8 protein-coding genes and 4 tRNA genes are annotated in these 6593 nt (G+C 54.2%); all 12 read right to left on the reverse strand.

What is annotated here, in order from left to right; genetic code table 11:
• Nucleotides 1-187: 187 nt before the first annotated feature.
• Nucleotides 188-883: a 50S ribosomal protein L1 gene (gene rplA, locus B0E42_RS29270; protein WP_003186095.1), complete on the reverse strand. Its 696-nt coding sequence runs from the start codon at nucleotides 881-883 to the stop codon at nucleotides 188-190.
• Nucleotides 883-1314: a 50S ribosomal protein L11 gene (gene rplK / locus B0E42_RS29275; protein ID WP_003176435.1), complete on the reverse strand. Its 432-nt coding sequence runs from the start codon at nucleotides 1312-1314 to the stop codon at nucleotides 883-885. The genes rplA and rplK overlap by 1 nt, the downstream gene beginning before the upstream one ends.
• 117 nt (nucleotides 1315-1431) lie before the next feature.
• The gene (gene nusG / locus B0E42_RS29280) at nucleotides 1432-1965 is read right to left on the reverse strand and encodes a transcription termination/antitermination protein NusG (protein WP_003186097.1); all 534 of its coding nucleotides are present in this window, start codon (nucleotides 1963-1965) and stop codon (nucleotides 1432-1434) included.
• A 9-nt stretch (nucleotides 1966-1974) separates the two neighbouring features.
• On the reverse strand, nucleotides 1975-2343 hold the full coding sequence (secE, locus tag B0E42_RS29285) for a preprotein translocase subunit SecE (RefSeq protein WP_003206102.1): 369 nt from the start codon (nucleotides 2341-2343) through the stop codon (nucleotides 1975-1977).
• Between the two features lie 45 nt (nucleotides 2344-2388).
• A tRNA-Trp gene (locus B0E42_RS29290) sits at nucleotides 2389-2464 on the reverse strand.
• A 53-nt stretch (nucleotides 2465-2517) separates the two neighbouring features.
• Nucleotides 2518-3711, reverse strand: a complete 1194-nt coding sequence (gene tuf, locus B0E42_RS29295) for an elongation factor Tu (protein WP_003186103.1) — start codon at nucleotides 3709-3711, stop codon at nucleotides 2518-2520.
• 84 nt (nucleotides 3712-3795) lie between these two features.
• Nucleotides 3796-3871: transfer RNA gene (locus tag B0E42_RS29300), tRNA-Thr, on the reverse strand.
• A 26-nt stretch (nucleotides 3872-3897) separates the two neighbouring features.
• Nucleotides 3898-3971, reverse strand: a tRNA-Gly gene (locus B0E42_RS29305).
• A 24-nt stretch (nucleotides 3972-3995) separates the two neighbouring features.
• Nucleotides 3996-4080, reverse strand: a tRNA-Tyr gene (locus B0E42_RS29310).
• 142 nt (nucleotides 4081-4222) lie between these two features.
• Nucleotides 4223-4678: a hypothetical protein gene (locus B0E42_RS29315; RefSeq protein WP_077508796.1), complete on the reverse strand. Its 456-nt coding sequence runs from the start codon at nucleotides 4676-4678 to the stop codon at nucleotides 4223-4225.
• A gap of 7 nt (nucleotides 4679-4685) precedes the next feature.
• Nucleotides 4686-5435 (reverse strand): pantothenate kinase, encoded by a 750-nt coding sequence (locus tag B0E42_RS29320; protein ID WP_053182466.1) that lies wholly within the window; start codon nucleotides 5433-5435, stop codon nucleotides 4686-4688.
• Nucleotides 5425-6381: a bifunctional biotin--[acetyl-CoA-carboxylase] ligase/biotin operon repressor BirA gene (gene birA / locus B0E42_RS29325; protein ID WP_053182468.1), complete on the reverse strand. Its 957-nt coding sequence runs from the start codon at nucleotides 6379-6381 to the stop codon at nucleotides 5425-5427. Before birA ends, B0E42_RS29320 begins: the two co-directional genes overlap by 11 nt.
• Nucleotides 6382-6593: the final 212 nt, after the last annotated feature.

Here is a 6593-nt window from a genome sequence, read left to right on the forward strand (position 1 = left end):
CTGCTTGTTACCGTTTCATCCGGTCGAAACCGAATGTCGTTTTGGTGTCTGATTCGGTAAGGAACCGGGAGCACCATCTGCGTAGGCTTGTGGTTTAAGACTTGCGTCGCCTACGGTCTTGGACAGCCCCCGCCAGGCAGGGACCCCAATTTTTTGATTGGCGCAATTACTTGCGCCAACCTGAGTCTTACGCGTCGAGCGAGCTCTGATCGATAACCAGACCTGGGCCCATAGTGGTGCTCAGGGTAACGCGCTTGACGTAGATACCTTTCGAAGAAGCTGGCTTGATACGCTTCAGATCAGCGATCAGGGCTTCAACGTTTTCCTTCAGCTTGACGGCGTCGAAGCCGATCTTGCCAACGGAAGTGTGGATGATGCCGTTTTTGTCGGTGCGATAACGAACCTGACCAGCCTTGGCGTTTTTAACCGCGGTGGCTACGTCTGGCGTTACGGTGCCGACTTTAGGGTTAGGCATCAGACCACGTGGACCGAGGATCTGACCCAACTGACCTACAACGCGCATGGCATCCGGGGATGCGATCACTACGTCATAGTTCAGGTCGCCGCCCTTCATTTCAGCAGCCAGATCGTCCATGCCTACGCGATCAGCACCAGCAGCCAGAGCAGCTTCAGCTGCTGGGCCCTGGGTGAAGACAGCAACACGAACGGTCTTGCCAGTGCCGTGTGGCAGCACAGTAGCGCTACGAACGACCTGGTCGGATTTACGTGGGTCAACGCCCAGGTTTACAGCAACGTCGAACGACTCGCTGAACTTGACAGTCGACAGCTCAGCCAGCAGAGCGGCGGCGTCTACAAAGTTGTAGGCCTTGCCTGCTTCGATTTTGCCGGCGATAGCCTTTTGACGCTTGGTCAGCTTAGCCATTACACACCCTCCACGTTAAGGCCCATGCTACGAGCAGAACCGGCGATAGTACGCACGGCTGCATCCATATCAGCTGCAGTCAGATCCGCGTTTTTGGTTTTCGCGATTTCTTCCAGCTGAGCACGGGTAACGGTGCCAACCTTAACGGTGTTTGGACGAGCGGAACCGCTGGTCAAACCTGCAGCCTTCTTCAGCAGAACCGAAGCTGGGGTGCTTTTTGTTTCGAAAGTGAAGCTACGGTCGCTGTAGACAGTGATGATCACTGGAGTCGGCAGACCTGGCTCAAGACCCTGAGTACGGGCGTTGAAGGCCTTGCAGAATTCCATGATGTTCACGCCGTGCTGACCCAGGGCAGGACCAACAGGTGGGCTTGGGTTAGCCTGAGCGGCCTTCACTTGCAGCTTGATGTAAGCGGTAATTTTCTTGGCCATGAGGCACTCCAATTACGGGTTCGAACGCCTCGAAAGGCTCCCCGGTTACTTGCGCGTTTATCCCAGTGACGACAAAACCCCACAGCCTTGGGCTGCGGGGTTGGGATGCCTGCTCAATCAGACCTTTTCGACCTGACTGAACTCTAGCTCTACCGGAGTAGAGCGACCGAAAATGAGCACTGCCACTTGGATCCGGCTCTTTTCGTAGTTAACTTCTTCAACCGTGCCATTGAAATCAGCGAATGGACCGTCGGTGACGCGTACAACCTCACCTGGTTCAAACAGTGTCTTCGGCTTCGGCTTGTCGCTACCATCAGCGACGCGACGCAGAATCGCTTCTGCCTCTTTATCTGTGATCGGCGCAGGCTTGTCGGCGGTACCGCCAATGAAGCCCATCACCCGAGGGGTATCCTTGACCAAGTGCCAAGTCCCTTCGTTCATGTCCATCTGTACCAGCACGTAGCCAGGAAAGAACTTACGTTCACTTTTGCGCTTCTGGCCATTACGCATCTCAACCACTTCTTCAGTGGGGACCAGAATTTCGCCAAAGCCATCTTCCATGCCAGCCAGCTTTACGCGCTCTACCAGCGAGCGCATAACATGCTTCTCGTAACCCGAGTAAGCATGCACAACGTACCAACGCTTAGCCACGGGACACCCTTAGCCAACAATCAAGGAAACAAGCCAGCCGAGCAGGGAATCGAGCCCCCACAACAGCAACGCCATTACCAGAACAACAGCCACAACGATCAACGTGGTCTGCGTGGTTTCTTGGCGAGTCGGCCATACGACTTTACGAATTTCAGTGCGAGCTTCCTTAGCGAGTACAAAGAAAGACTTGCCCTTGGCTGTCTGCAGGCCTACAAAGGCAGCAACAGCAGCAATGGCGAGCAATGCAAGTACGCGGTACAGGATCGGCGAAGCAGAATAATACTGATTGCCAACAACGCCAATAACCACCAAAGCGACTACCACTAGCCACTTGAGCAGATCGAAGCGAGAGCCTTGAGCTTCAGCTTTAGGAGTCATCTATGAAGATCCTGTGAAAAGAAAGCCAAACACACTGAGTGAATCTGGCAGGTCAGGAGGGAATCGAACCCCCAACCTACGGTTTTGGAGACCGTCGCTCTGCCAATTGAGCTACTGACCTAAAACAAAATCAGGCCGACCATTATGCCGGCCCGAAAAAGACATTACAACTGTTTACTCGATGACTTTGGCTACGACGCCGGCGCCGACGGTACGACCGCCTTCACGGATAGCGAAACGCAGACCGTCTTCCATCGCAATGGTCTTGATCAAGGTAACAGTCATCTGAATGTTGTCACCTGGCATTACCATTTCAACGCCTTCTGGCAGCTCGCAGTTACCAGTCACGTCAGTCGTACGGAAGTAGAACTGTGGACGGTAGCCTTTGAAGAACGGAGTATGACGACCGCCTTCCTCCTTGCTCAGAACGTAAACCTCTGCGGTGAACTTGGTGTGCGGCTTGACGGTGCCTGGCTTGACCAGAACCTGGCCACGCTCAACGTCGTCACGCTTGGTGCCGCGCAGCAGCACGCCGCAGTTCTCGCCAGCACGACCTTCGTCGAGCAGCTTGCGGAACATTTCAACGCCAGTGCAGGTAGTTTTCTGAGTATCGCGCAGACCGACGATCTCAACTTCCTCCTGGATACGGACGATGCCACGCTCAACACGACCAGTCACAACAGTACCGCGACCGGAGATCGAGAATACGTCTTCGATTGGCATCAGGAACGGCTTGTCGATAGCACGCTCTGGCTCTGGGATGTAGCTGTCCAGAGTTTCCACCAGCTTCTTGACAGCAGTGGTGCCCATTTCGTTGTCGTCTTGGCCGTTCAGAGCCATCAGAGCCGAACCGATGATGATTGGAGTGTCATCACCTGGGAAATCGTAAGTGCTCAGCAGGTCGCGCACTTCCATCTCAACCAGTTCCAGCAGCTCAGCGTCGTCAACCATGTCAGCCTTGTTCAGGAAGACAACGATGTACGGAACGCCTACCTGGCGGGACAGCAGGATGTGCTCACGGGTTTGAGGCATCGGACCATCAGCGGCCGAGCAAACCAGGATCGCGCCATCCATCTGGGCAGCACCAGTAATCATGTTTTTTACGTAGTCGGCGTGACCTGGGCAGTCAACGTGTGCGTAGTGACGCACGGCCGAATCGTATTCAACGTGAGCGGTGTTGATGGTGATACCGCGAGCTTTCTCTTCCGGGGCGCTGTCGATCTTGTCGAAGTCAACCTTGGCCGAACCGAAAACTTCGGAGCAGACACGGGTCAGAGCAGCGGTCAGCGTGGTTTTACCGTGGTCAACGTGACCAATGGTACCAACGTTGACGTGCGGCTTATTACGTTCGAACTTTTCCTTAGCCATCGAAATCACCCCTAGGAGAAGAATTTAGCGAGTCACACAAGCCATTAAAACAAAGGCAGATATTTTCATATCTGCCTTGTTATATGGAGCTCTTGAGCGGATTTGAACCGCTGACCTCACCCTTACCAAGGGTGTGCTCTACCAACTGAGCTACAAGAGCGAAACACTTTGCACAACCTGCAAACTTGGAGCGGGTAGCGGGAATCGAACCCGCATCATCAGCTTGGAAGGCTGAGGTTCTACCACTAAACTATACCCGCGGAGCTTGCAGCTCACGCTAAAAATGGTGGAGGGGGAAGGATTCGAACCTTCGAAGTCGTAGACGTCAGATTTACAGTCTGATCCCTTTGGCCGCTCGGGAACCCCTCCTAAGCGAGCCGGCATTCTATATGATGCCAGCCTTCTGTCAAGCATTTTCTCATTAAAAACCTGAGGTTAGCTGCGTTGACGTCGCTTCGTATCGCTAACCTTTAAAGGTCTTCGCTGCGAAGCGGGCGCCATTCTATGCAAACTACCCAGCGGGTGCAACCCCCTCGCATGGCATTATTTTATGTTTTAACTCATTGAATTCTTTAGAAAGGTTTTGAAGCAACGTTTCATTCACCTTTCCCGCGCCTTCCTGGGAAACCTGAACCCAGAATCCCCCACCCTCAGGGACATTTGGCGAGTTCGGCGCAGCAGAACGACTTACGATGCCCGAGGCAGCCAATCGCTGCTCCAACTGCCTGGCCAGCTCCGGACGAACAAAACCACCCAAGTAAACACAAGTCTTTTGCGCCTCACCGGATTTACCCAGGTCGCGCCTGACAAGTGCATCCGCCGTTTCGCTCAACAGGTGAATATCCTGCTGCGAACCGCGGTACAAACTGAGCGGAGTCACATCCTTGGCGCGAAGTGGGGCCTCCTGCTGATGCCAGATGTAGTAGAAGACATTCAAAACCAGCAACAACAGAAACAACCACCGCATAGAAACCTCAAGACAAGGGACAGGCCATCGCCAAACCGACAAAAACCAGGTCGGGCACCACCTTGGCATCAGGAACAACCCCGGAAACCAGATTGGCGTCCCCACCCGTGAGAAACACCACGAAATCCTTTCCCCAATATTGCTGCGCCAATTCAAGCTGCGTCAGGACAAACCCTCTGAGCATCAACATGCAACCGCGCTCGACCGCTTCGACAGTTGTCCGACCTGGAGCGAGACTCTCATGGGCTCGCTCGGCGGCCATATCGTCATAGCGAATTCTTCGCGTATGAGTACGCAATTGGTTGCGCATCAAAGGCATGCCCGGACAAATGAATCCGCCGAGATGCTCACCGTCCGCCGCCACAAAATCAGCCGTAATGGCAGTACCAAAATCAAGGACCAGACACGCGCCTGAAGCAAGATGGTACCCACCAAGCAAGGCCAACCATCGATCGAGCCCCAACCGTTCGTAATCCTGGTAGCCGTTTTTCACCCCCGCCATCTCTCGGGCAGGCACAGCACGGGTCACCGACACCCCAAACACATCAACGAGAGAGGCGACCAATGAATCTGTCTCCTCCAGAGTCCTCACGCTAACAAGACGACATTTCTCGAGCTGGAACTTCTCGGCGTTACTCAGGCTCACCAGCAAATCGCTATCGGAGCTGACCACGCCACCTTCGACAGGCGTCACTCCGTCAGCACGAAGAACACGCCATTTGATAAAGCTATTGCCGCAGTCAAGCTCAAGAATCATTACGCAACCTCAGACTGAGCTCACCACCGCTAAAGTTTTTTTCCACACCGTCTACCTTCAAACGCAGCGCACCCTGGTGATCAATGCCCAGCACAACACCGTCAATTCTATTAACACCAGCAATCAGGGAGACAGCCCTGCCCTGCCAAAGATGATATTGCTCCCACTCCGACTGTATTGCGGCAAACCCCGATGCGTGATGAAGCCTCAGATAGTGCTGAAGCTTCGCACCCAATCGTGCCACCAGCTCATTTCGATCAAAATCCCTTCCTGCTTCAAGGCACATGGATGTCCACTGCTGGTCGACCTCATCAGTCGATTGCATATTCACATTAATCCCCACGCCCAGGACAACATGGCAAACGTCTGCAGGATCCCCCACCAACTCAAGCAAGATGCCGGCGATCTTTTTCTCTCCCACCAGGACATCATTAGGCCATTTCAGCCCCGCCTCAGCGATCCCCATATCGCGCAGGGCATGCATGACAGCAAGTCCGACGACCAGGCTCAGCCCTTCGATCTGCCGCATGCCACCGTCAATGCGCAGGACCAGGCTGTGATAGAGGTTCTCGGCAAACGGACTGACCCACTTACGGCCACGACGACCGCGACCAGCGGTCTGTCGCTCGGCCAAAACCATGAACGGCGCCGCCGCCCCACGCTCGATCAAACGCAGCGCCTCGGCGTTGGTCGAGTCGATAGCATCAAAGATATGGACAGGCCACTCATGAAGGCCTTTTGCGTGAATCTCTGCGGCATCCAAAAGCACCAGAGGCTTAGCCAACTGATACCCCCTACCTCGAACCTTATGAACAGACAGCCCTATTTCTGCTTCCAAGTGCTGCAATTGCTTCCATACAGCACTACGGCTGATACCCAGCGCAGCACCCAGCGCCTGCCCTGAATGAAAGCGACCATCCTTCAGAAGTTTTAGCAACGTGAGCATGCGGACTGCGCCCTGATAATGAGGCCCGCATGATAGCCATGCACAAGACAGTTGCATAGAAACACAAAATGACTTTCCTGCGGGCAAAAACAAAACCCCTACCTGCATCAGCAGATAGGGGTTTCGGAATTTAATCTTGACGATGACCTACTCTCACATGGGGAAACCCCACACTACCATCGGCGATGCATCGTTTCACTGCTGAGTTCGGG

The organism is Pseudomonas sp. A25(2017) (genome assembly GCF_002001065.1).
Taxonomy (GTDB): Bacteria; Pseudomonadota; Gammaproteobacteria; order Pseudomonadales; family Pseudomonadaceae; genus Aquipseudomonas; species Aquipseudomonas kilonensis.